The sequence below is a fragment of the Natronorubrum halophilum genome, assembly GCF_003670115.1.
Taxonomy (GTDB): domain Archaea; phylum Halobacteriota; class Halobacteria; order Halobacteriales; family Natrialbaceae; genus Natronorubrum; species Natronorubrum halophilum.
Genome location: NZ_QQTY01000003.1, coordinates 654,301 through 677,932 on the forward strand (window position 1 = coordinate 654,301; position 23,632 = coordinate 677,932).

19 protein-coding genes and 1 pseudogene are annotated in these 23,632 nt (G+C 63.6%); 6 read left to right on the forward strand and 14 right to left on the reverse strand.

Going from position 1 to position 23,632, the window contains the following annotated elements; genetic code table 11:
• Positions 1-908: 908 nt before the first annotated feature.
• On the forward strand, positions 909-1,634 hold the full coding sequence (locus DWB23_RS15170; RefSeq protein ID WP_238717468.1) for a M99 family carboxypeptidase catalytic domain-containing protein: 726 nt from the start codon (positions 909-911) through the stop codon (positions 1,632-1,634).
• Positions 1,635-1,686: 52 nt separating this feature from the next.
• Positions 1,687-1,854, forward strand: a pseudogene (locus DWB23_RS23535) (DUF7437 domain-containing protein); the annotation flags it as partial.
• Positions 1,855-1,980: 126 nt separating this feature from the next.
• Here DWB23_RS23535 and DWB23_RS23765 read toward each other — a convergent pair.
• Positions 1,981-2,106 carry a hypothetical protein gene (locus tag DWB23_RS23765; protein WP_275086315.1) on the reverse strand — a complete coding sequence of 42 codons (126 nt, stop codon included), beginning with the start codon at positions 2,104-2,106 and terminating at the stop codon, positions 1,981-1,983.
• 176 nt (positions 2,107-2,282) lie between these two features.
• Between DWB23_RS23765 and DWB23_RS15180 the strand changes: the two genes are divergently transcribed.
• On the forward strand, positions 2,283-3,665 hold the full coding sequence (locus DWB23_RS15180) for an ATP-binding protein (RefSeq protein ID WP_121743618.1): 1,383 nt from the start codon (positions 2,283-2,285) through the stop codon (positions 3,663-3,665).
• Positions 3,666-3,881: 216 nt separating this feature from the next.
• On the opposite strand, the gene DWB23_RS15185 is transcribed toward DWB23_RS15180, so the two are convergent.
• The 7 genes from DWB23_RS15185 to DWB23_RS15215 are packed head-to-tail and all read right to left on the reverse strand — an operon-like array spanning position 3,882 to position 12,769.
• Positions 3,882-5,246: a glucoamylase gene (locus DWB23_RS15185; protein ID WP_121743619.1), complete on the reverse strand. Its 1,365-nt coding sequence runs from the start codon at positions 5,244-5,246 to the stop codon at positions 3,882-3,884.
• An 18-nt stretch (positions 5,247-5,264) separates the two neighbouring features.
• On the reverse strand, positions 5,265-6,428 hold the full coding sequence (locus DWB23_RS15190; RefSeq protein ID WP_121743620.1) for an ABC transporter ATP-binding protein: 1,164 nt from the start codon (positions 6,426-6,428) through the stop codon (positions 5,265-5,267).
• Positions 6,421-8,526, reverse strand: a complete 2,106-nt coding sequence (locus tag DWB23_RS15195; RefSeq protein WP_121743621.1) for an MGH1-like glycoside hydrolase domain-containing protein — start codon at positions 8,524-8,526, stop codon at positions 6,421-6,423. Before DWB23_RS15195 ends, DWB23_RS15190 begins: the two co-directional genes overlap by 8 nt.
• A complete protein-coding gene (locus tag DWB23_RS15200) occupies positions 8,523-9,626 on the reverse strand; it encodes an ABC transporter ATP-binding protein (protein WP_121743622.1) in 1,104 nt (367 codons plus the stop codon). Before DWB23_RS15200 ends, DWB23_RS15195 begins: the two co-directional genes overlap by 4 nt.
• Before the next feature lies 1 nt (position 9,627).
• Positions 9,628-10,539 (reverse strand): carbohydrate ABC transporter permease, encoded by a 912-nt coding sequence (locus tag DWB23_RS15205; RefSeq protein ID WP_121743623.1) that lies wholly within the window; start codon positions 10,537-10,539, stop codon positions 9,628-9,630.
• Positions 10,540-10,543: 4 nt separating this feature from the next.
• Positions 10,544-11,434, reverse strand: coding sequence for a carbohydrate ABC transporter permease (locus DWB23_RS15210; RefSeq protein WP_121743624.1), 891 nt, complete (start codon positions 11,432-11,434; stop codon positions 10,544-10,546).
• A 21-nt stretch (positions 11,435-11,455) separates the two neighbouring features.
• Entirely contained in the window at positions 11,456-12,769 is a 1,314-nt protein-coding gene (locus tag DWB23_RS15215) for an ABC transporter substrate-binding protein (RefSeq protein WP_121743625.1), read from the reverse strand.
• 666 nt (positions 12,770-13,435) lie between these two features.
• Between DWB23_RS15215 and DWB23_RS15225 the strand changes: the two genes are divergently transcribed.
• From DWB23_RS15225 to DWB23_RS15235, 3 genes are read left to right on the forward strand one after another with little or no spacing between them, the layout of a single operon-like run.
• Positions 13,436-14,530, forward strand: coding sequence for a TrmB family transcriptional regulator (locus DWB23_RS15225; protein WP_121743627.1), 1,095 nt, complete (start codon positions 13,436-13,438; stop codon positions 14,528-14,530).
• A 2-nt stretch (positions 14,531-14,532) separates the two neighbouring features.
• Positions 14,533-15,345 carry a sugar phosphate isomerase/epimerase family protein gene (locus DWB23_RS15230; RefSeq protein ID WP_121743628.1) on the forward strand — a complete coding sequence of 271 codons (813 nt, stop codon included), beginning with the start codon at positions 14,533-14,535 and terminating at the stop codon, positions 15,343-15,345.
• Positions 15,342-16,358 (forward strand): NAD(P)-dependent oxidoreductase, encoded by a 1,017-nt coding sequence (locus DWB23_RS15235; RefSeq protein ID WP_121743629.1) that lies wholly within the window; start codon positions 15,342-15,344, stop codon positions 16,356-16,358. The genes DWB23_RS15230 and DWB23_RS15235 overlap by 4 nt, the downstream gene beginning before the upstream one ends.
• A gap of 311 nt (positions 16,359-16,669) precedes the next feature.
• Here DWB23_RS15235 and DWB23_RS15240 read toward each other — a convergent pair whose 3' ends face one another.
• The 6 genes from DWB23_RS15240 to DWB23_RS15260 all read right to left on the reverse strand — a co-directional run bounded on the left by DWB23_RS15240 (position 16,670) and on the right by DWB23_RS15260 (position 23,527).
• Entirely contained in the window at positions 16,670-18,772 is a 2,103-nt protein-coding gene (locus tag DWB23_RS15240; RefSeq protein WP_121743630.1) for a dipeptide ABC transporter ATP-binding protein, read from the reverse strand.
• Complete coding sequence (locus DWB23_RS15245) at positions 18,769-19,689, reverse strand: ABC transporter permease (RefSeq protein ID WP_121743631.1); 921 nt, start codon at positions 19,687-19,689, stop codon at positions 18,769-18,771. Before DWB23_RS15245 ends, DWB23_RS15240 begins: the two co-directional genes overlap by 4 nt.
• Positions 19,686-20,681 carry an ABC transporter permease gene (locus tag DWB23_RS15250; protein ID WP_121743632.1) on the reverse strand — a complete coding sequence of 332 codons (996 nt, stop codon included), beginning with the start codon at positions 20,679-20,681 and terminating at the stop codon, positions 19,686-19,688. The genes DWB23_RS15245 and DWB23_RS15250 overlap by 4 nt, the downstream gene beginning before the upstream one ends.
• Positions 20,678-20,851: a hypothetical protein gene (locus tag DWB23_RS23060; RefSeq protein ID WP_162989841.1), complete on the reverse strand. Its 174-nt coding sequence runs from the start codon at positions 20,849-20,851 to the stop codon at positions 20,678-20,680. The genes DWB23_RS15250 and DWB23_RS23060 overlap by 4 nt, the downstream gene beginning before the upstream one ends.
• Positions 20,848-22,758, reverse strand: a complete 1,911-nt coding sequence (locus DWB23_RS15255; RefSeq protein ID WP_121743633.1) for an ABC transporter substrate-binding protein — start codon at positions 22,756-22,758, stop codon at positions 20,848-20,850. Before DWB23_RS15255 ends, DWB23_RS23060 begins: the two co-directional genes overlap by 4 nt.
• A gap of 118 nt (positions 22,759-22,876) precedes the next feature.
• Positions 22,877-23,527: a helix-turn-helix domain-containing protein gene (locus tag DWB23_RS15260; RefSeq protein ID WP_121743634.1), complete on the reverse strand. Its 651-nt coding sequence runs from the start codon at positions 23,525-23,527 to the stop codon at positions 22,877-22,879.
• Between the last annotated feature and the right edge of the window lie 105 nt (positions 23,528-23,632).

Below are 23,632 nucleotides of genomic sequence, written 5' to 3' on the forward strand. Positions count from 1 at the left end.
CGGATGTGGTCACGGTGACGTCGAACGTGCCCGATTCAGCCGGTTCGATCGAACTCGGTGCATCAACCGTCACCTCGAGGTCAGTATCAGCACCGTCGTCGGTGTCTGCAGCGGCCGCGGTTGCTGCGCCCGCAGCGACTGTCGACAGAGCGACCATCGACACGATCATCACTACGGCGAGTACGGTCCATCGCGTTTCTCGAGTTGTTGTTTCGAATGTCATATGTTTTGGGTGGTGTCTGAGCGAATTTCCATCGAATCACCGGCGCCGTCTGTAGTACCACGCCGTCAGCCTCCGGAGCGCAGTACCGGCGGTTTCACCGCGTGCATTCGGCGGAGATCGCGGCGGATGGTTACAGTCGGTGTTGGCCGCACGGAATCCGGTATCGGCGACCAGTCCTGTTCCGCGGCTACTTCGCCTCGAGTCGACGCCGTCTCCGTTTCACTACTGCGGTCGTTTCGAATCTGCGAGGGTGATTATCCTCCCGTGTTCTCGTTGGCTATCGCTTTTTTTGGAGCCACACGGTATATTTATAACCACGTTAGCTAGGATTTCAGGACAGTTTCACTCTATACGTATGTACCGGAGACAGTTTCAAGCAGCGAAACGGCGATTCGAGACTACGGATCTCCCGACCTGTCGAGCGTACGCTCGATTACCCGGGAGAGAACAATTGCTTTCGCCAACCGAACAGGGTGCAACACAATATTAAAACTATAAATAAGGTCTGTTACTTCGAGGTAGCGGTCACATGGGATCATTGCAGACATCTCGACGAACAGTGTTGACAGCCGCAGCCAGTTGTGCACTCGCCAGCGTCGTTGGCGCTGATTCGAGCGAAGAATCCGGCAGCGATCTCTCGAGACACTCATCTCAAATTTTCGAAGGCACTGATCACGAAACGACGGTGTATCGGACGGTTGCAAACGCCGACGGACCGACCGTACTAGTCATTGGCGGAATACACGGCAACGAGGTTGCAGGGTACGAGGCAGCGAGCGCCATTTCTGAGTGGGAAATCGATGCTGGCACGCTTGTAACGATCCCCGACGCGAACGCCGAGGCCGTCGAACGGCAGACACGCACGGACGACGATGGCGTTGATCTCAATCGTCAGTTCCCCGAAGACAAGGAGCCAACAACAGACCTCGCCCGAGAACTCTGGAACGTCGTCGACGACTACGATCCCGACGTGGTTATCGACCTCCACGAGTCAATCGGCATCTACGCCGGCGGCCCCGTCGACGGCGTCGGGCAGGCGATCTTCCACTCAGACGGTACCGAGACCGCTACTGATGCCGAGCAGGCTGCCGACACCGTGAACCGAAACCACGTCGATGAACCGGGGCTCGAATTCAAGACCGATACCTTTGCCAAGCCGGAAAACGAACCGAGCGGGTTGCTCGTCCACAAGGCCGCTCGAAACCTGAACGCACAGTCGTTTCTCATCGAAACCCTCTCGCGTGGTCCCGACCTCGAGACGCGCATTCACTGGCACACACGGTTAGTCACAAACCTGGTTGAAGAGGGACTGTTCGAAACGAAGACAACAACCGACGACTCGGCTGGTGAAACATCGGACGGGTCCGATAACGAGTCAGTCATTGAACAATGCCCTGAAAACGCTTCCTGAGAACGCTGCGGAACCTTCGTCTCCGACGGTCAAATTATTGAGTTCAACGCGAGAATACTTCATGGACCGCTATGGTGCTGGCAAACTCATCGCTGCACTGCGAGGTGCAGGGCTGCACTTTGCTAGGAAGACGACCCTGCGGATGGTCGCAACCGATATCGACGTTCGCGACACCGAAGCGAACATCACATACCTCTACGACGAGCCAGGTCGAAGCGTCGTCGAAGAGTATCTTCGAGACGTTCGTGACGGGGCTGTCGAAGGGCTGTTGGCAGAGACCAACGCCGGTGAAATACTCTAACTCATCGCTCGCTTCGAAGGAATTGACGACAAACCCACGACAAACTCACTTCGCACTGCCAATCGCGATCTCCGTGCGCTCGAGCGGTAGGGGATTCAAATTGAGCGAGCTGACTGGCGGCTTGCTGCCGAGGTGAAAGCGGATGGTCGCATCTCGTTCGCGGACGCTCATGGCGTTTCACCCGCCCACGAGAGGGGTGCGCACTCATCGCCGAGATTAATTAGAACTGTTGCTCACCCCCTCTGAGTACATTACGATTGAAGATTAGCAAATAGCCAATTTTGAATTAGCCTATTCTGAAATAGGTTATCCGGAAGTGTTATTCTCTAGTGGGAGAGAGTAGACACATGAAACGCTTCGTGGATCGGGAAAACGAACTCTCACGATTACGTGGGTGCTATGAATCCGACGACGCCGAGATGGTCGTTATTTTTGGTCGGCGACGACTCGGGAAGACACAGCTCGTCCAGCACTCGCTTTCCGGACGGGACGACGCCGTCATCTACCAAGCCACGGAGACCACTTCACAGATACAACTTGACGAGTTCGTCGATGTTGCGGCCGACACGTTTTCTGGGATTACGGAGATCAAACAGAACTGGGAGTCCCTCTTGGGGTATCTCGGCGACCGCGACGGGATTGTGGTCCTTGACGAATTCCCCTACCTGATCGATGCTGACGAAAGCCTCCCTTCGGTTATTCAGCGGCTGTGGGACCAACGATTCCAAGACACGTCCGGCACGCTCATTCTGGTCGGATCCTCGATTAGCATGATGGAAGAAGCGACTCTTCTTGGAAATAGCCCCCTGTACGGGCGGTTTACAGAGAAACTTGACCTCCGGCCACTCGATTTCTCAGCCGCACAGGAGTTCCTTCCGGGCGACTACTCGCCCGAAGAGCGGATCTTCACGTGGGGCATTTTTGGCGGTGTCCCGTACTATCTCGACGGTGTCAATCTTGATCAGGATCTCGGAGCAGTTCTCACTGAGGAAGTACTCTCTCAGAAGGGGTACCTCCACAATGAACCAGAGTACGTACTCCGAACTGAACTCACAGACCCGAATCGGTACTTTGCGATCCTCATTGCGATAGCTGCAGGGAAGACGACGTCGAACGAGATTGCACAGGCAGTGGGGATCGATGGGAAGCAGATTTCGACGTACACCCAGAAGTTGGAACGGCTACGACTCATCGAGCGTGAGGTTCCAATTACCGAAGAGAAAGCGAAATCACGCCGCGGACGCTATCGAATCCTTGACCCCCTGTTTCGCTTCTGGTTCCACTTCGTCTACGGCAAGGAAGACCGATACGAACGCTTGGGTGAAGACGCCTACGAGGCGGTTATCGAACCAGAACTCCCTGACTTCGTGAGCCAAGAATTCGAGAAGATCTGTCAGGATGCGCTGCCCAATCTGTTTCCCGAGGAGACGTTCCTCGATATCGGCCGCTGGTGGTACAGGGAGCATGAGGTTGACGTCGTCGGATTCACGACAGATGGAACCATGGTCGCGGGGGAGTGTAAGTTCACGAACGCGCCCCTTGACTACAGTGCGCTCGCCTCACTCGAAGACCATTCTGCGGAAATCCGCTGGACACCAGATACTGGCGACACCGATATGGAATACGCACTGTTCACGCGTAGCGGCGTCACACAATCCGTACAGGAAGCGGTCTCCGAACGCGATGACTTACACGTGTTCGACCTACGCGACGTCACAAAACACGCCTGAGATCAACGTTCGTCGACAAGAATGGATGCGAATTAACTGACGAGATCGTCTGACTGCTGGACAGCGCAGTAGTACTGCCTGTTAGAGGTTATCCAGTTGACCTCCTCCCACGACTGAAGTCGTTGGATTCCCGCGTCTTCAGGCGCGGGAGGATGTCAATGATTGAGTAGGCGGTCGTGTTGAACGCGACGTGTTCGAAGGTGCGACCCGCCATCACTACGGCTCGCGCTTGAGCAGCGCTGTCAGGAACTCCGCGTGACACCACGCCAGCGGCGCCGCGAAGGAGATGACGTCTCGCTCCTCAAGAGCGGCTGCCATCTCGTCGTATGCCGTACGCATGTGGCCCAGTTCCTCGGCGATGCGGTCGAACGGAACATCCCGGAGAACATCGTCGTCGAACTCCTTCTCGAAGTCCGCGCCAGTGTCCCACTCCTGTTCGACGAACTGCTCGAAGCGCTCGCGCGTCGAGAGGTGCTCGGGAATGTGGCCCGTCGCGTCGGCGTGGCCGGTGATCGTCGAGAGCACCTCGTCGCCCCGCTCGCACTCGCCACGATCGTAGCGGAACTGCGCGTGCCAGGCCGTGTACTGCATCCACGGACCGTTGCCGCCGTGCTGGTGAACGTCGTGGTCTCGGTGGAAGCCGCGGAACCGCTGGAGCCCGCCCAGTCGCGGATCCTCCAGGCTCGCCGTCGCTCGCTTGGCGGCGCGCACTGCGTGCTCATCGAACACGTCCTCGAGTCCGAAGTAGGCGGGCGCGAGCAGCGTAATGTCCGGGCGGTCGTCGCGCTCGCCGTCAGGGGTGTACCGACGCGGCACGACTGTCCCGTCGACCGCGAAGCACCGTTCGACGCCCGGTTCCAGCAGGGAACAAAGCTCGTCGACCCGCTCGACGGTATCGTCGACGGCTATCGGATCGACATCCCCGGATTGCCCAGCGACTTCGATCTGGTCGAGCGCGTCGGCCGCCTGCTGCAACGCGGCGAGAAACGCGCAGTTCACCCACAGCGTGTAGCCGGACTCGATTGCGCCCTCGTGGATGCTCGTCGTGCTCTCGATCAGGTGGGCGTTAGCGTCGTACAGCTCCGAGCGGGCGGTCGCCACCGCAGCGTCGATGCACTCGACCACGTTCGCCAGGAACGCCTCGTCCGCCGATTCGAGGTCGTCGGCCGCATCAAGCGCGAGCACTGCGTGAGAGAGGATCCTGATCCCGTGGGCGACGTTGTCCTCCTGGCGGTAGATCGACTGATCGGTGCCGTCGAGCCCGTACCGCTGGTACCACCAGCCGTCATCCTCGACGGCGATCAGGAAACGGGCCGCGTCGACGACGCGGTCGCGGCAGGCGTCCGGCCGGACGCCGTGTCGAAGCGCCGTCAGCCAGGCGCGCGTGATCGAGGCGACGTCGCGCGGGTAGACGTAGGGATATCGGTTGTCGGGATCGCTGGCCAGAGGTACCGCGCCGTCGACCTCGGCGTCGTAACTCAGCTCGTCCAGCACGTCGAGGTGGAACATCGGGTCGTCGATCGGTGCGTCGACGTGCTGGGGGACGATACTGCCTGTCGTCGTCTGCGTAGAGTGGGTCATCAGTAGGAAAAACGGGGATCAGCCGCGAGTGATTGGTTGCGTGTCGGTACGCTCGCCGTCGATTCCGCGCGTCTTGATCGCCGCCGTCGTCTCCGGATCGAACAGGAAGACGTCTTCGGCGGCGACGCGAACCGTCACCTCGTCGCCCGGTTCGGGGTATATGCCCGGCGGCACGCGTGCCGTGAGCGACCGGTCGCCGACGTCGAGATAGACGAAGTTGTCGTTCCCCTGGTATTCGGTGACCGTGACTGTCGCGGGGAACCGGCAGCCGCCGGCCGCGTCGTCTGGGAGGTCGTCGAGGCGGAGGTCTTCGGGCCGGACGCCGAAGCGGACCGACTCGCCGGCGATGTCGTCCTCGACGGCCTCGCGGGGCACTCTGCCGAGCGTGATGCTGTCGACATCGACGGCGTACCCGTCGCCGTCCTCGCGGACGACGGCGTCGAAGACGTTCATCGCCGGACTGCCGAGGAACGCTCCGACGAACTCGTTGTTCGGGTGGTCGTAGGCGACCTCTGGCGGATCCACCTGCTGGATGATGCCATCGTTCATGATCGCGATTCGGTCGGCCATCGTCATCGCCTCGGTCTGGTCGTGCGTGACGTACACCGCGGTGACGCCGAGCTCCGACTGGATGCGCTGGAGTTCCGTGCGCATGTGCGACCGGAGCTTGGCGTCCAGGTTCGAGAGCGGCTCGTCGAGCAGGAACACGTCCGGATCGCGGACGATCGCCCGTCCCAGCGCGACGCGCTGTTTCTGCCCGCCGCTCATCTCTTCGGGCTTGTCGTCGAGTAGTTCCTCGATACCTAGCAACTCCGCGCTCTCGCTCACCTGCCGATCGCGCTCGTCGCTCGACATGTCGGTCGAGTGCTTGAGCCCGTAGCCCATGTTCTCGCGAGTGGTCATGCGCTTGTATAGCGCGTAGCTCTGGAACACCATCGCGACGTCGCGTTCACTCGGCGCGAGATGCTGGACCTCGCGGTCGCCGATCTCGATCGTCCCGTCGGTTATCGTCTCGAGGCCGGCGATCATCCGCAGCGTCGTCGACTTGCCGCAGCCCGAGGGGCCGACCAGGACGAGAAACTCGCCGTCCTCGACGGCTACGGACGCTTCGTCGACGGCGGTCTCGGTTCCTTCGGCGTCGTCGTAGACTTTCGTAACGTCGTGTAGCGTGAGTTCAGCCATCGGTAGTCACCTCCGGGTGATCGCGGTCGCTGTCGGGCGGTCCTCCCGCCGCCGATGCCCTGCACGTCGGCATTACGACGGTCGAATCGCCGCTGTGTCGAACGGCGTAGCGCTGCTCGCGGCAGTGCAGCGTCGCCTCTGTCGTGCCGAGACACGGCCCGGAGCCGAAGCCCGCTGCGGGCTCGGCAACCGGCGTCCCCGACTCGACGCCCAGGCCGAGCGCGGCCCGGGCGAAGCCGAACGCGCTCCCGGCGCTCCAGGCGGCCGGCTCGCAGGAATCGGGATGGCGAGCTCGGCCCTCGTTCACGTCGGAGTCGTCGAGGCCGACCAGCAACTCGGGGAATCCCCAGCGACCGGAGTCGCCGGTCGCGCCGGCCGCTAGCGCGTCCAGTCCGCGCTCGACCAGCACTGCGGCGGCGTCGTCGCGGCCGTAGCGCGCACAGCCCATCGCAGCGATGCTGGTGTCGTGGGGCCAGACGCTGCCGCGGTGGTACGACAGTGGGTCGAACGCGACGTGGGATGCCGAGTACGTGCGGAGCCCGGCGTCGGTCAGCATGTCCGGGGCCAGCAGCCTGCCGATCACGTCGTCGGCGCGCTCCGACGGGACGATCCCGCTCCAGAGTGCGTGGCCCTGGTTCGAGGCGACGGCTTCGACCACACCGTCGGCGTCGAGCGCGAGCGCGTAACACTCCTCGTCAGGTAGCCAGAACTCCCGGTCGAACGCCTCGCGGAGACGCCCCGCGCGTTCGTCGAGGCGCTGTGCGAGGTCGCCGTCGTCGCGGGCCGCCGCGAGCTCGGAGACGCCCCGAAGCGCGCGGTAGGCGTACCCCTGCACTTCCGCGAGAGCGATCGGCGGCGTCGCGGCGGTTCCGTCGGGTCGCGCGATCGCCCGGTCGCTGTCTTTCCACCCGTGGTGGGTGAGCCCGTAGTCGTGGTCGTGTGGTTCGTACCACGCGAATCCGTCCTTGTCGCCGGTTGCGACCGTCCACTCAACGGCCCTGAGGGCGGCGTCGTACAGCTCGTTGGTGATCGCATCCTCACCGGCCCACTCTGCGTAGGCGGCGACGAGCGCCGCGAACAGCGGTGTCGCGTCGACCGTCCCGTAGTACGGCGAGCGGATCGACCGGCCGAGCGCCGGCAGGTCGCCCCGTCGTCCCTCGTGGGGGATCTTGCCCGGCTCGGCGAGCGTCTCCGGATCGGTCGTAGAGGCCTGTCGCCCGGCGAAGTAGGTTAGCACGCTCCGGGTCAGGTCGGGAGCGAACGGCAGCGTCTGGAAGCCGACCAGCAGCGCGTCCCGCCCGAACGGCGCGACGAATCGCGGTGCGCCGGCGGCGGGGACGCCCGCGGGCAGCACGAGCGCCCGCAGAGTGTCGGCGGCGACGTCGAACAGCCCAGGATGCGACGCCATCGACACCGACGGATCGAACGACAGGTCGACCCGACCACGTATCGGCCGGAGCCGCGCCGTCGCGACGACTGACGTCTCGTCGCCCGGCGGGATCTCCAACGTTCGTTCGACGACCGCGCCGGCGGTGTCAGTACCGGCTTCCACGGACGTGGTCCGACCGCCCTCCAACTGGACCGTCGCGCCCCGTGTCGTCCCGTCGGGGGACGTTCCAGACAGTTCCGCGCCGCTCTCGCGGTCGGACGCAGTCGCGTCCCGATCGACCGGGTCGCGCGCCGCGAAAAAGCCTGGGCACTCGAAGACGTGTTGGAAGTCGGACGCGACGGTCAATTCGACGTCGACGACGCGCTCTTCCGGCGTGTAGTTCCGGAGCGTCGTCTCGACGGTCACCACGTCGCCGTCGATGGCGACGTCCTTCTTCAGCAGGAACCGTCGAGCGTCGCCCCGGCCCTCGCCGGGCGCGGCACCGACCAGCACGGTTGTCATGCCGTCCGCCCCGGCCTGCCGATCGAGCCGGTCCCAGCCGCTTTCGGGCGCGTCGCGGTCGGTCACCGCGACCTCGAACTCGCTGAGGTACTGCGTATCGTTGGCGTACACGCCGGTTCCGGCGTGATCGGAACGGACGTCGCCGCGCTCCCCGACGACACAGACGATGCCGTCGCAGACCGCTAGCGCGCAGCCGTCCGGAATCATTCGATCACCTCGCAGTCGGCGCCGAACCGATGGACGGCGTCGGCCGGCAGTTGGAGCGTTACGGCCGATCCGGAACTGACAGCACCGGGTCGGTCGCGCAGGCGCGCAGTAACTTGATCACCGCTGCATTCGACCTCGATCTCGTAGGCGTTGCCCAGCGGTTCAACGACGAGCACCTCGCCGTCGATTTCGTAAGCCTGTCCGCCGCCGGTCTGCTGGCCGCCTTCCTCGGCGATCGCGACGTCCTCCGGTCGGACGCCGACGGTCGACGTGCCCGCGAACGAGTCGTCGGACGCGCCGGTCGTCAGCCGGTCGGGGTCGAGGAAGTTCATTGACGGCTCACCGAGGAACCCGGCGACGAACTCGTTGACCGGGTTCTCGTAGACCTCCTTCGGCGTGCCGACCTGCTGGAGTTCACCGTCGTTCATCACCGCGACCCGGTCGGCCAAGCTCATCGCCTCCTCCTGGTCGTGGGTCACGTAGACGGTGGTCGTGCCGAGGTTCTGCTGGAGGCTCCGCAGCTCCGAGCGTGTCTGGACACGGAGCTTGGCGTCGAGATTCGACAGCGGCTCGTCCATCAGGAACGCCTTCGGTTCGCGGACGATGGTCCGCCCCAGCGCGACGCGCTGGCGCTGGCCGCCGCTGAGCTGCCCAGGCTTGTTGTCCAGCAGGTCGTCGATTTCCAGCAGTTCAGCGGTACGTTGGATCTGTTCGTCGGCTTCCTCGTCGTCGACGTCCATCTTCCCGAGCGGGAAGGCGAGATTCCCTCGCACGGTCTTGTGAGGGTATAGCGCGTAGCTCTGGAACACCATCGAGAGGTCCCGCTTCTGGGGCAGCGTCTCTGTGATCTCCGCGTCGCCGAGCTCGATGCTGCCCTCGGTCGGCACTTCCAGGCCGGCGATCATCCGCAGCGTCGTCGACTTGCCACAGCCCGAGGGGCCCAGCAGGACGAGCAACTCGCCGTTCCGGATCGTCAGGTCGAGATCGTCGACCGCGACGAGGTCGTCGTACCGCTTCGTGACGCCCCGGAGTTGGATCTCCGAGTCCTCGTCGGAGCTGAGCGAGGCGGCGTCGGCGGTAGGGGTGCGTTCAGTTGCCATGCTATCCCTCCACCGCCCCGAAGGTCAGGCCCTCAACCATGAACTTCTCCAGATAGGTAAACATCACGATCAGCGGGATGCTCGTCAGCAGCGACGCCGCCATGATCTGGCCCCAGACCTGCCGGAAGCTCGAGGACAGCGCCTCGATGCCGATCGGCAGCGTGAACACGCTCTGGGACTGGAGGAAGATGCTGGCAAACAGGTATTCGTTCCACGCAATCATGAACGTGAAGAAGAACACGGCCACGATCGCGGGCGCCGATAGCGGCAGTGTGATCTTGAAGATCACTTCCAGTCGCGAGTAGCCGTCCATGATCGCCGCCTCCTCGATCTCCTCGGGGATCGACCGGAAGTAGTTGCCCAGCATGTACAGCGAGACGGGCAGCGTCTGAACCAGGTACGTGATGAACAGGCTCGCCAGCGAGTCGACGAAGCCGAGCCAGACGATCACCTGAAACATCGGTACGACCAGCAGGATGCCCGAGAACATGTACACCATCAGCACACCGCGAGACATGAGCCCGCGCCCGCGGTAGTCCAGGCGGGCGAAGCTGTAGGCCCCGAACGTGGCGACGAGCACCGACGCGCCAGCCGTCGTCGTCGCGATGATGAAGCTGTTCTTGAAGTACGTCACGAACGGGAACGTCTCCGGCCCGAACACGGTTCGGTAGTGATCGAGCGTGATGTCCTGCGGAATCAGCGTTGGTGGGAGCGAGTACAGGCTCGACTCGGGCAGCACGCTCGCCACGGTCATGTAGTAGAACGGGAACAGCGTGACCAGCAGCGTCAGCCCCAGCGCGACGTAGAACACGACGCGTTCGGCCAGCGACGTTTCGATGGTGTTCTCGCCGACGCCGAGTGCGGTCTTGAACGAGTCGACGACGTGTCGGTATGTGGATTGTTTCGTGCTCATCGTATCACCAGTCCAGCGCCCAGGCGACGTACGCGAGGACGAACACGATGAGCGCTAGGAATAGCACCATCGAGATCGCAGCCGCCTGTCCGTGCTGGTAGTTCGCGAATGCGACTTTGTACGCGTAGATCGGCAGTGTGTCGACCCGGCGGGTCAGCAGCCAGATGTCGGCGAACTTGTTGAAGTTCCAGATCCAGCGCAACAGGAACACCGTTGCCAGGATGTACTTCAGTTCCGGCAGCGTGATATCCTTGAACTGGGCGAACTTCGAGGCGCCGTCGATCTTCGCGGCCTCGTACATGTCGCCGGGGATAGCCTGGACGCGCGCGATCAGCATCAGAAACGCGAACGGGAAGTACCGCCACGCGTCAATGAGGATAACGCTCCAGATCGCGGTATCGCCGTTGCTCAGCAGATCGATATTTCCGGCGTACAGTCCCAGGAGGTCGCTGCCGATGTATGGAACGATACCGTAGAGCGGATCGAGCATGAACCGCCAGACGAACGCGACCGAGATCAGCGGCGCGACGTACGGCAGCAGCACCATCCCGCGGAGGTACCGGCGACCGCGGAACGAGCGGTTGAACAGCAGCGCCGTCCCGAGCCCGCCCAACGTCGCCAGCGTCGTGCTGAAGAACGTGAACACGATCGTCGTCCGGAGCGCCGACCAGAACGCGCTGCTCCCGAACAGGCTGTAGTAGTGCTCTAACCCGACCCACTGGGGCGCTTCGTCCGGTCTGAGCGGTACGACTGTGAAGCTCAGGTAGACGTTGTACAGCACCGGGTAGAGGATCACCGCCGTGATCAGCAACAGCGCGGGCGCGATCAGCGCGTACCCCAGCAGCGCCTCCTTTTCCTCGATCGTCCGGTCGCCGCTACGAGTGAGTGTGACCATTGTGAAAGAGCTACGGTGGAGTCAGTTGATCACGTCGCGCATCTGGGAGGCGACGTCGTCGGCGACCGTCTGGGCGTCCTCGCCCTCGGAGACGCGCCGCACGGCCTGCGCGACGAGGTTGCGACTCGTGATCTCGCCGAACGCCGGGATCATCTGGCCGTCGACGTAGCCGAACCGCTCGATGTTGTCGAACGCTCCCGAGATGTTGCTCAGGGTCTCCTGGCCCCACTCCTGGAGCGTCTCGTTGTCGCGGTAGGCCTCGCTCTCGGCCACCGACTGGAGCACGGGGTTCATCCCGCCGGGCGCCATGTGCAGGAAGTCGATGTACTGATCCCCGGTGAGCACGTGCTTGACGTACGCTTCGGCGACCTCGCGGTTCTCGTCCGAGACCGTGTCGATGACGTTGAACAGCACGAGCTGGCCGAACGAACTGCGCCGGTCGTTCTCGATGTACGGCGCGAACGCCGTGTCGCCGGCCATCCCGTCCGTGTTGCTCGAGATGTCGCCCATGATGTACGAGGAGTACATGATCATGTGGCACTGCTCGTTGAGGTACGTGTTGTTGGCCGTCTCGAACGTTTCGGCGCCTGGCGGACTGTACTCCGCCAGCGAACCGTAGAAGTCGAGCGCCTCGACCATCTCGGCGCTGTCGAACACGATCTCGCCGTCGCCGTTCAGCACTCGCGCGCCGTTCGAGCGCGCGTAGGGCGTGAAACACTGGCGCGCGAACGGCGTCTCGTCGGAGCCGACGACGATGCCGTACTGGTCGTTGTCAGGGTCGTGCAGCGTCTCGGCGGCCTCGAGGATGGCGTCCCACGTCGTCGGCGCGGAAAGACCTGCGTCGTCGAACGCGCTCTGGCGGTACCAGAACCCCTGCACCCAGCCGTGGGCTGGCACCGCGAGCAGGTCCCCGCCCCCGGAGGTCGCCAGCGACAGCGCCCCCTCGTAGAAGTCGTCGCGTCCGATGCTATCGACGACTGACTCGGCGGACTCCGTCGAGAGCAAGTCTTCGCTTCCGAGGTTCTGCATGGGGTCGAGTCCCCACTCGCCGAACGCGGGAAGCGTCCCCGAGGCGGTCGCTGAAGAGATCTGCGTCGGTAGGTCCCCTTCCTCGACCGAGACCATGTCGATCGTGCCGTCGCCCTCGGACTCGTAGCTCTCGATCAGGCCTTTGATCACTTCTTGGCGATCCTGCTCGACCTGCGTCGTCCAGTACGTCGTCGCATCGTCGTCGCCGCCCCCGCCCATACAGCCCGCGAGTCCGCCAGCGAGCATCGCCGCGCCGATCCCTTTCAGCACCGTTCGCCGTTCGCGCCCGGTCGTCGGATCTGTCATGGTAATCCGTGTCGATATGCGCAAATCATATACTTAAAACTTTGTGTGAGCACATTCACTGGAGTTACTACTCGTGGCGCTCGCCTGTCGTCCGCGGATTCGGTGGTTCGTCGGGGACGTCTTGGCCATCGCGGACGCGGTCGAAACCCAAAGCTAGTCGATCCCCTTCAATCGTGGCGGCCGCAACCGCGACGCCGCCCACCTCGTAACCGATTAGATCGGGACGAACAGCGTAGTAGAACGGTCCGCAACTCGCGTGCGCCGAGTGCTACCTCGACTTCGTCGTCCGACATCTCGGCGCCGAGCGATGCCGACGCGGCACCGATCGGCGGTTCGGTTGCGGCGCCCGCCGCCGCGTCGACGACGTCGACCAAGAGAACGCCCGGCCCGATCGTCGCCCGCCGTGGCGCTCCGCGAGGTCGATCACCTGGTCGAAGTACCGCCGCTGCAGGTCTCACAGCGTCGGCTGGTCGTGCGTGTACCCGACGTCCGTGTGACAGAGGTGAACGAGATGTACCTCCGAGACGCTGCTCATACGGCGGATACATAACGAAAATATATAAGTATTTGCCAGCGGTTGTATACTACAGTGAATTCTACTCGCCCAGCTCCTCCGACCGAGATCGGCACGGCACCCAAGCCCCTGTACGAACAAGGAGGCCGATAATGGACGAAGACGAGTTACGCGACGGGCTGCAGGAAGCGGGTCTTTCTCAGTACGAGGCCGACGCCTACCTCGCCGTGCTAGAGCGGGGGACAGCGCCCGCGGTCAAGATCGCCGAACAGACAAGCATTCCCAAGTCCCGGATCTACGACGTTCTCGAGGATCTCGAGCAGGACGACTACGTCGAGACGTTCGAGCAGGACTCAGCGCTGTCGGCCCGCCCGCGCGATCCCGCGGAGGTAATGTCGAACCTCCAGCGGCGCGCTAACAGGCTCGTGACGACCGCTGAAGCGATCGAGGATCGCTGGGAGCGCCCCGAGATCAGCGGCCACAAAATCTCGATCGTCAAGCGATTCGACTCCGTCGTCGAACAGTTCCGGGTGGCCGCCGCCGACGCGACCAACCGGATCCAGATCGCGGTCTCGCCCTCGCAGTTCAAAGCCGTCCGACCGACGCTGGCCGACGCCGTCGACCGCGGCGTGTTCGTCAAGCTCTGCGTGACGACTGGCTTGGAGGATCTACACGTCGTCGACGACATGTCGTTCGAGGACGTCGCGACCGAGGTTCGCCACCGGACGCTCCCGGCACCGTTCACCGCGCTGGTCGACCGCTCCCACACGTTCTTCTCCTCGCAGTCCCACCCGACCGACCAGTACGGCATCATCATCGACGACCTCACCCTGACGTACGTGTTCCACTGGTACTTCCAGGGCGCGCTCTGGGGGACCTGGCCGCACGTCTACGACTCGGTCGCTGAGGGTGCGAAACTGGAGTACGTCGACGTCCGCGAGTGCGTCCAGGACATTGCGCCGATCATCAACGACGGGACGACGATCCCGGCCACTGTCCGTGGGTTCGATGTCCAGACCGGCGAGGACGTCACGCTGTCTGGCGAGATCACCGAGATAATCTCTGCGGCGCCGCCGAACGACGACGGCTCGCTGACGCTGACACAGCTCGCCGGCCAGGCGACGATCGTCCTCGAGTCCGACGAGCGGGAGTACGGCGTCGGCGGACGTGGTTCGACGCTCGAGGACGTCGAGGCGACCCGAGTCGTGCTCGACGAGCCTGACAGCTGGACGGAGGGGATGAACTGACGATGCGCTACGGACTCAACCAAGCTGGATTCCCCACCGACGAGTTCGCGGAGACCTGCCCGATCCTCGCTGCGGCTGGCTACGACGGCGTCGAGCCGAACGTCGAGCGCGACGGCCCGCTAACGACCGATGACGGTCGCCGAGAGGCCGCCGAGGTGGTCGCGGCGCACGGTCTGACCGTCCCAGCGATTTCGACGATCAGCCACTGGGAGTATCCCCTCTCCAGCGATGACGACGAACTGCGCGAGATCGGCCTCGAGATCGGGCGCGACATGATCGATGCCGCCGCGGCGCTGGACGCCGAGGACGTTCTGATTGTTCCCGCCGTAATCGAGGACGGCGCAAGCTACGATGCCGACTACGAGCGCGCCGTCGACTCGGTCCGCAGGCTCACGGACTACGCGGCCGACCGCGACGTCGGCGTCGCGATCGAGAACGTCCAGAACAACTTCCTGCCCTCGCCCGACGAGTTCGCAGCGTTCCTCGACGACGTCGAAGACGCCGGCCCCGTCGGGGCGTACTTCGATGTCGCCAACGCGCTCCGCTCCGGGCTGCCGAGCCGCTGGCTGCACGCGCTCGAGGGCCGCATCGCGAAGATTCACGTCAAGGACTGGCACACGGACGCCCATCGGGTAACCTACCCGCCGCAGGGCGACATTAACTGGGCGCGCGTGCTCGATGCTTTCGACGCGATCGGGTACGATGACTGGATCACCGCCGAGGTGCCCGCCTACCCGTCGTTCCCCGAACGGATGCCCCCGGATATCCTCGACACGATGCGGTTCCTCTTCGAGGACGGGGGTGATCGCCGATGACCCGGGCGATCGTCGTCGGCCCACTGTTCGAGGACGTCTGGCCGCTCGCCGCCAACCACCTCCGCGAGCTGTGGGCCGAGCGCGGCTCCGTCGAGTTCCGACGCCTCGACGAGACGCCCGAGCGACTCGTCGACGTGCTGGACGACCCGGGCGAGATGACAGAACTCGCGGCGCTGGGCGTGCCCGTCACCGAAGGGGACACCGAGCGCCTGACCGCCCTTGAGTCGGCGTTCGTGATGACCGACTCGATGTACGCCGTCGATGCCGACGCTCACAAGCGCCTCAAGGAGCGCGGCGTCGTCGTCCACGACCACACCGACGAGGGGTTCTGGGCGCAGTCGGTCGCCGAGTTCGGGCTCGGCCTAACGATCGACGCCCTCCGGAAGATCCCACAGAAGCACGCCAGGATGACTGAGAGCCACGATCCGTGGGACCTGGAGAAGCTCGACAACAAGGTTCCGGGCGCGAACGGCCACCAGTTCGCGGACGACCCAGCGTTTACGAACGGCACCGTCGCCGGCACCCGCGTCAGGGTGGCGGGCATCGGAAACATCGGCAGCACGTACGCCGACGCCGTCGCCTCGCTCGGCGCGGACGTCGCAGCCTACGACCCCTACGCCGACGAGCCCTGTTTCCACCGATCGGGCGCCGACCGGATCTGGTCGCTGGAAGCGCTCGTCGAGGACGCCGAGGTGTTCGCGCCGACGGTCCCCCTTACCGACGCCACCGAGGGGCTGATCACGGCCGAGCACGTTCACGCGCTTCCCGAGGGCTGTGTCATGCTTCTGATCACCCGCGCGGGCGTGATCGACATGGACGCCGTCCGCGAGCGCGTCCTCGACGACGAGATCGCGCTGGCTGCCGACGTCTGGGACGAGGAGCCGCTGCCGCTGGACGACCCGCTGCTTGACCGGCACAACGTCGTCCACACGCCCCACATCGCCGGTCGCACGCGCGACGCTAACGAATCGTGGGCCGAACGCCTCAACACTCACTTCCGTGCGGTAGAGTGACACGCGGCGTTCGGAGGAGCTCATTGATGCCGTGCCTGCAAAGGCGCTGCCTATCATCAAGAGATCAACGACAACCGGTACTGTTACTGGCAGTCACTGACCGGTGATGAGTGATCGACTACTTCTGCTCGAGATCATCAATGCGCTTGAAGAGCAGGGGCTCGTCAAGTTGGACCAACAGTCAGTGTGATTTCCCAGTAGCCACCGGTGCGGTTTCTGTGGTGCCGAATGGGTGGACACCATGACAGAGCATCCGACGTTATCGAAGTTCACTACAACCCAAACGACTGGCTCGAGGCCGGACGTGGAAGTCAGTCACCGACCGAGTCAGTGTTGGCCGACTCCGGGAACTCGGTCTCGTCTACCGTCGATGCGTCCGACGCGTTGAGTCTCTCCTCTCCCTCCGGGAAATAACACGCCGCTCGATGGGCCTCATCGCCGGTCTCGTCGATGGCCGGCTCGGCCTCCCAACACGACTCCTGTGCCCGCGGACAGCGCGGGGCGAACGTACAGCCCGAGGGGAGGTTGACCGGATTCGGCGGTTCGCCCTCGAGCAGGACGCGCGTTCGATCGGCCGTCGGATCCTTCTCCGGTGCAGCCGAGAGCAGCGACGAGGTGTAGGGGTGTCGCGGCTGGGACGCGATTCGATCGACGTCGCCCTCCTCGATGACGCGGCCGAGGTACATGATGGCCAGCCGATCCGACACCTGTGTTAGGCTCGCGAGGTCGTGGGAGATGTAGACGATCCCGATGTCCTCCGCGTCGGCTAACCCGCGCAGCAGGTTCAGCAGGTTGACCTTCAACGAGACGTCGAGCATCGACGCCGGCTCGTCACAGATCAGGAAGTCCGGATCTAGAACCAGCGCCTTGGCGACCGCCACGCGCTGGCGCTGCCCTCCGGAGAGTTCGTGGGGGTACTTATCGAGAAACTTCTCGGCCGGGGTCAGCCCGACCTTCTCGAGCGTCTCGACGATCGCCCGCTCTTTTTCGTCCGTGCGGTAGTCGTGAATCGTCAGCGGCTCGCCGACGAGTTTGCGGACGGTCTGGCGGGGGTTCAGCGAATCGAAGGGGTCCTGAAAGATGATCTGGACCTTCCGCCGGAACTCTTGGAGGTTGCCGTCCTGATAGTACTCGTAGGGCTTCCCGTCAAACGTGAACTCGCCCCCGGTCGGATCCTCGAGCAAGGCCATCGTCTCGCCGAGCGTCGACTTCCCGCAGCCGGACTCGCCAGCGACGCCGAGCACCTCCGAACGGCGGACCGACAGCGAGACGCCGTCGACCGCTTTCACGTAGTCGGGGTCTTCACCACGGAACTTGTCCAACAACGGCTGGCTCTGCTCGTAGTGTTTCTCGAGGTCGTTCGTCTCGAGGATGACCTCGCCACGGTCGGAGTCCGCGTCGCCGTCGTCGGGAATGTTCCACGTCTCCGGTTCGTCGGCGTCCCGCCGGAGTTGGGCCGCCTCCTTGACGCGGTGGCAGGCCGAGCGGTGGTTCCGGTTGGGGAGATTGACCAGATCGGGATGGGATTCCCCGCACTCGTCCGTGGCGAACGGACAGCGGTCCTCGAAGACGCAGGCCGTCGGTTCTCGGTTCAGGTTCGGCGGCGAACCGGGAATCGCGACGGGGTCCTCGTTCTCGTCGATCTCCGGAAAGGAGTTCTTCAGCCCCATCGTGTAGGGGTTGGTGGGATTGACGAGCACGTTGTCGACGCTGCCCTGCTCCATGACCTTCCCGCCGTAGAGGATCGACAGCTCGTCGCAGGTCTCCGCGATGACACCGATTTCGTGGGTGATCAGCAGCAGCGAGCTGTCCATCCGCTCTTGGATCTCTAAGATCTTGTCGATGATCTTGTCCTGAACGATGACGTCCAGCCCGGTCGTCGGCTCGTCGGCGATGATCAGGTCCGGCTCGAGGGCCAGCGCCATCGCGATGGTGACTCGCTGGCGCATCCCGCCGGAGAACTCGTGGGGATACTCGTCGATTCGGTCCGGATCGAGGCCGACGATCTCGAACAGTTCGCGGACGCGGTCGCGCGCCTTCGCGTCCGTGACGTTGCGGTGGGTGTGTATCGCCTGCGCGATCTGGTCGCCGGTCGACATCACGGGATCGAGCGAGTCCATCGCGCTCTGGGGGATATAGGCGATGTCCTCCCAGAGGATGTCTCGGCGCTCGGCTTCGGAGAGGGACGTGAGGTCCGTTCCGCTGAACTCGATCGTCCCGCTCTCGACGGTACCGTTGCCTGGGAGCAGTCCCAACAGCGCCTCCGCGACGGTGGACTTTCCGGAACCGGACTCGCCGGCGAGGCCGTAGTTGACGCCCTCGTCGATGGTGAAGGAGACGTCGTTGACGGCGTGGACTGGTTCGTCGTCGGTCGCGTACGTGACTTTGAGATCTTCGACGTTGAGTAGCGTCATTGGTTGGTCTGAATTTCGGGATTAATGACTTCCTCGTAGGCCCGCCCGATGAGGAACACCGAGGTGGTTATCGCGGCGATACCGATGGCCGGCGGGAGCACCCACCACCACGCGACGCGCATGTTCCCCGACGCGAACACCTGCCGGAGCATTCGGCCCCAACTGGTCATCGTCGGATCGCCGAAGCCGAGGAAGGCGAGACTCGCCTGCGCGGCGATCGCCCAGGCGACGCCGTAGGCGGTGTAGAGGAATCCGATCGGTAGGACGTTCGGTGCGACGTGGTACAGCATCGTCCGCAGGTTGCTCGCACCGCTGGCTCGAGCGGACTTGACGAACGTCCGCTCGCGGACCGACAGCACCTCGGAGCGGACGACCCGCGCCGGCATCTTCCAGAGGAACGCGGCGATGATCGCCGTGATCAGCCAGATATTCGGCGTCATGAACGTCAGCAACAGCAGCGCCATCGGCATGAACGGCAGCGAGAACGTCAGGTCGGTCAGCCGCATCAGGAGCTCGTCGACCCAGCCACCGTAGTAGCCGCTGACGACGCCGACGGTGAAGCCGAGCGCGCCCGTCCCCAGACCGCCGAACAGGCCGACGATGAGCGTCGGCCGCGCGCCGGCGAGGAACTGGCTCAGCACGTCCTTGCCGTACGCCGTCGTCCCGAATAACGCGTCCGCGCTCGGGGCAGTGAGCCGGAGCACGGAGCCGCCGTCGCCGCGAACGGTATGCTCGATCGGGTCGTGGAGGGCCAGATACGGCCCGAACAGTCCGAGGAACACGAACGCCGCGACGACGAGCATGCCGGCGAAGGCCATCGGGTCCTGTCGCAGGAACGCGAACTGGTCGCGGACGGTCGTCCACAGCGCGTCGACGCGCTTGTACAGCTCCGCCTTGGGTTTCGTTTCGGTACTCATGCGGAGCCACCTCCGTTCGTCGACACCGTCGGATCGAAGTACGCGTAGAGGACATCGGCTGCGAGGTTCGCGATGATGACCGCCAGCGCCATGATGAAGACCGCGGCCTGGACCAGTGGGTAGTCCTGCTGCTGGATTGCCAACACGAGTTCGCGACCGATGCCGGGCCAGCTGAAGACTACCTCGAGCAGGATCAGCCCTTGGAAGATCATGCCCAGTCGGAGCGTGAAGTAGGTCAGGATCGGCAGCATCGAGTTACGGCCTGCACGGGCCAACTGCTCCGTCTCCGAGAGTCCCTTCGCCCGGTGGAGTTTGAGGAACTCCGAGCCGCGCTTCTCGACGACGCCGTTGCGGGCCAACAACAGGAAGTCGCCGCTGTAGTAGAGAACGGCGACGGTAAACGGCAAGAGGTAGTGATGGAGGAAGTCCAGTGAGACGAACGTGTCGAGGTAGCCGTCCGGCGTCGCCCGGATCGACCGCATCCCGAGTGCGGGGACGACCTCCAGATTGTACGCGAAGACGATGATAAAGAAGATCGCCGTGATGAACACCGGTGTCGAGCGCAGCAGCGTCGTCGAGACGATACTCGCCTTCTCGAGTCGACTGCCCCGGTTCCAGCCGGCGTACATGCCCAGCACCGAACTCAGGATCGCCGTGGTCACCAGCGCGGGCACCAACAGGATCAGCGAGTTGATCAGCCGCGGCTCGAGGACGTCCCAGACCGGTTGGCTCCGCAGGATGGAGTAGCCGAACTGGAAGGTAAGCAGGCTCCCGAGATAGTTGACGTACTGTTTCCAGATCGATTGGTCGAGCCCGTACATCGCCCGAATTTCGTCGATCTGCTCCTGGTTGAGGTTCCCCGAGGTGACGAGCGTCTCGAAGGGACTCCCCGGCAGGAGCCGGAGGACGACGAAGATGACCGAGACCGCGACCAGGGTCAGGAGGACCGAAATCGCGAGCCGCTTGAGCAGGAACCGCTGGAATTTGCTCATCGGGTCTCACCCGCCGCGATACCGGTCGCCGGCCGCGCCGTTGCATCGGCCGCGCGCTCGGCTCGAACGGTGGCGCGGTCGGGGTGTCGGTTCGTCTCGGGTCGGGTCCGTCCCCGCGGCGGTCGCGGGAGGCGGTCGGTTGCACGGTCCATTGGTGTCTGGTTGGTCATGAGAAATCTGGCTGGTCGAGGTCCGAGCGACGCTTGTTGATGTTTTCGGGCTGAAGTCGTTCGACAAACGCTCCCCACGCGTCGCCGTTGGGGAACCGCAAGTTGCCGTCGCCGTCCCACGTGTAGCCCGCCTGCTCGAGGATGGTTCGTGCGTCTTCGACGTCGTAGCTGTAGTCGGTCGTATCGGGGTTGTGCCACTGGGTGAGCGACGAGATCAGGTTCTCTCCGTTCGGTACCGTCGCCTGCCCCTGGAGGAAGTCCTCGACGAACCCCTGCGAGTCGACCGCTTTCGCGAGCGCGACGCGGAATTCCTTGTCCCGGATCGGCGGACAGGAGAACATGAGCTTCGCGTTCAGTGGCGCGTAACTACCGACGGACATCTTCTCGATCCCGTCGGTGTTGGCCGCACGGTCGGCCTGCAGGGTCGAGAGCGTCGTCCCGATGGCATCGATCGACCCGCTCTGGAGCGAGCCGATCAGCGCGTCGACGTTGCTCACGTTGATCCAGATGACGTTCTCGACGCCGGGGCCGCGCTCGGCCTGATCGCCGAGGGCGTCGGCCCGCCAGTCGTCGTCGAACATCCAGTGGTTCTCGTTGCGCGAGGCCTCGAACCGGGTCCCCTGCTCCCAGTCTTCGAACTGGAAGGGGCCGGTGCCGACGGGGGCGTCCGGGTTGTGCTGGGACGGGTTGTCGACGTCCTCCCACCGGTGTTCCGGGAGGATCACGCTCCGGACGACCCGCTGAGTCATGAACGAGGCGTCGGGGTTCGACAGGTTGAACCGGACCTCGTGATCGCCGAGGACCTCGACGGACTCGATCGGTTCGTAGAACGGCACCTGGCTCGTAGAGGAGTACTCCTTGTACAGTTCGACGGTGAACGTCACGTCGTCGGCGGTGAACGCTTCGCCGTCGTGCCATTCGATGCCCTCGCGCAGCGTGAGTTCGACGGTCGTATCGTCGACGAAATCGCCACCGGTCGCCAGTGCGGGGACCACGTCCAAATCGGGCGTCGCGTCGAATAATCCGTCGTAGATGAACGTGAGTCGATTGGCCTCCGCGCCGCCGGCGGCCCACGGCAGATTCAGCGAGTTCATCGACGTGGTGACGCCCTTGACGTAGGTCCGGTTGTCCGTCTCGGGCTGGAGGTTAACCTCCGTCCAGACAAACGAGTCCATCGTCGGACCGTTGCCCGGCGTTTCGACGTAGCCGCTCCACCGCCCCGTGTTCACCGCCGTGATGATGTTCGGGTACAGTGTGATGAGTGCCCCGACGTCTTCAGCGAACAGTTCCTGCGCGCGGTCGACGAGTTCCTCGCGCTTCTCGCGATCGGTCGTCTGGGCCTGTTCCGTGAGAATCTCTTGTAACTCGGGATTGTGGTAATTGTCGTAGTTCGAGAGCGATCCCTCGGTCGTACGCATCAACAGCGGATTCGGATCGAGCCCCCGTTGCGGGTCGGGCCCGTGTGTGCTCATCGAGATTACCGCCTCGAGTCCCCGCGTATCCCAGCTCTGGGCGTACAGCTGGTTCAGCGGTCGATCGTTGAGCCTGACGGCCATACCCAGGTCGCTGAGACCGCGCTTGACCATCAACGCGTGTTCGCGCATCCACGGATCGTCCTCGCTCGAGAATTCGACGGGTAACCGGTCGAGCACCGAACCGGCCGTTGCGCTGTAATCCAGTGGCGGTGATTCGGCGTCGACGGTCTCCCACTCGCGCCAGTGCTTTGTTTCGACGGTCTCCGGGACGCCATCGGACACGTCCGGCTCGAGACTCTCGCCGCGACTGGCGCTACAGCCCGCCAGTGCGCTCGTTCCGAGCGCCGCGGCGGCCGTGGCGATATAGCCGCGTCGCGTGAGTCGGTCACCAGCCCCTGCGACCGAACCTTCATGATTTTCTTGCGTCGTCATCCACCCCCACGTTATGGGCTAACTAGGTTCGATTTACTCCCTATCGGCGCCGATAGCTATCGTTCTTTAAGTGAGGGATGGTGTGAACGTCCACACTCGGGACGAACTCGAATCGCGATCACTCTCGCGGCCCGTAAATGAGTGCGAGCAATGTTCGCTCGGCGGTCCGAAGACGTTCGCTCACCGTCGACTGAGCGATGTCGAGTTCGTCGGCGAGATCCGTCGCTGATGCCTCTCGAGGGATATCGAAGTAGCCGTGATTGTACGCCGTCTCGAGGACCGCCAACTGTTCGTCGGTGAGTTTCGAGACGAGAACCTCCGTTAATCGTCCGCTGTCGAGCGGTTCGCCGGGATTCTCGTTTTGGGTCACCGACAGGAGTTCGAACTCGCCGAGGGTCTCTTGGACCTCGTCGGCCATCGATCGAAACTGGTCCCAGTCGCGCGTCGTCGTCACGATTTCGAAGACGTCGTTCTGGAGAACGATGCGGTTCGGAATCGCCTCCTGACGGAGGACCAGACTCAGAATAAACGGGTACGACTCCGTTGCCAAAATAGTCAGTCGGCGAATCTCGAGATCGTCCGATGCGGTCGGAATCTCGCTGCTATAGAACACCGATGCGCCGGAGATACCTTCAAGGAGCGTTTCGGGGTCGAACCCGGTGTTTGACGCGACGGTCAGGGACTCAATCCACGTTCCGTCCTCGACGTAGAACGCGTTGTCGAGCTCGATACTCCGGACGTCGTCCATCTCTTGATGGATCTTCGCCATCACGCCCGTCGGCACAGTAGTGAACTCAACACGTAGAATTGGCGACCCACCTATAGGGAAGAGTCCGGTCCGTTTATATATAGCTCACGCTTGTCGCGCTCAGGT